The sequence below is a fragment of the Streptomyces sp. NPDC101152 genome (assembly GCF_044768275.1).
In the GTDB taxonomy this organism is placed as follows: Bacteria; Actinomycetota; Actinomycetes; order Streptomycetales; family Streptomycetaceae; genus Streptomyces.
On record NZ_JBIWPO010000150.1, the window covers coordinates 1 to 1,137 of the forward strand.

At 65.0% G+C, this 1,137-nt stretch carries 1 protein-coding gene; it reads left to right on the forward strand.

Annotation, left to right across the window (positions count from 1 at the left end):
• Window positions 1-145: 145 nt before the first annotated feature.
• Window positions 146-1,137: IS256 family transposase (locus ACIRVK_RS45575; RefSeq protein ID WP_404258075.1), on the forward strand; the 992-nt coding region annotated here is incomplete at its 3' end.

The window sequence follows — 1,137 nt, forward strand, 5'->3', positions numbered from 1 at the left end:
GGGAGTGTAAATCTAACGGCGGATCCGACGATCATGGGAGAGACGTCAAGTGACTGATACCGCCGTGGAGTTGGAGACCGTGGAGCCTGTCCAGAGTGCCCAGTTGGGGGAGCCTGCGCCTGTGTCCGACGAGCAGCTCGTCGCGATGCTGGTGGAGCGTGCCCGGTCGGAGGGGCTGCAGCTGACCGGGGAGGGGGGTCTGTTGCAGCAGCTGACGAAGCGGGTGCTGGAGTCTGCCCTGGAGGGCGAGATCACCGATCACGTCGGCTATGACAAGCACGACGTGGCCGGCAGGAACAGCGGCAACAGCCGTAACGGCACCCGGGCCAAGACGGTGCTGACCGAGGTCGGCCCGGTCGAGGTGAAGGTGCCCCGCGACACCGCGGGCACCTTCGAGCCGCAGATCGTCCGCAAGCGGCAGCGCCGTCTGACCGGCGTGGACGAGATGGTGCTGTCCCTGTCCGCGAAGGGCCTCACGCACGGGGAGATATCGGCGCATCTGGCCGAGGTGTACGGGGCGGAGGTGTCCAAGCAGACCATCACCACGATCACGGACAAGGTGATGGAGGGCATGGCGGAATGGCAGTCCCGCCCGCTGGACCGCGTCTACCCGGTCGTCTTCGTGGACGCCATCAACGTGAAGATTCGCGATGGCAAGGTCGCCAACCGACCCATCTACGTGGCGATGGCCGTCACGGTCGAGGGCACCCGGGACATTCTCGGGATCTGGGCCGGTGACGGTGGCGAGGGCGCCAAGCACTGGCTGCAGGTCTTCACCGAGCTGAAGAATCGCGGAGTTGAAGATGTCCTGATGCTCGTCTGCGACGGGTTGAAAGGTCTGCCGGACGCGGTCGAGGCGGTCTGGCCCCGCACGGTCGTCCAGACGTGCATCGTTCACTTGATTCGCAACAGCATTCGGTACTGTGCCCGTCAGGACTGGGACAAGGTCGCCAAGGATCTCAAGCCCGTCTACACCGCTGCCAGCGAGGCCGCCGCGACCGAGCGGTTCTTGGAGTTCTCCGAGAAGTGGGGCGCCAAGTATCCGGCCGTGATCAAGCTGTGGTCCGACGCCTGGGCCGAGATGGTGCCCTTCTTGTCCTTCGACGTCGAGATCCGCAAGGTCATCTGCAGCACGAA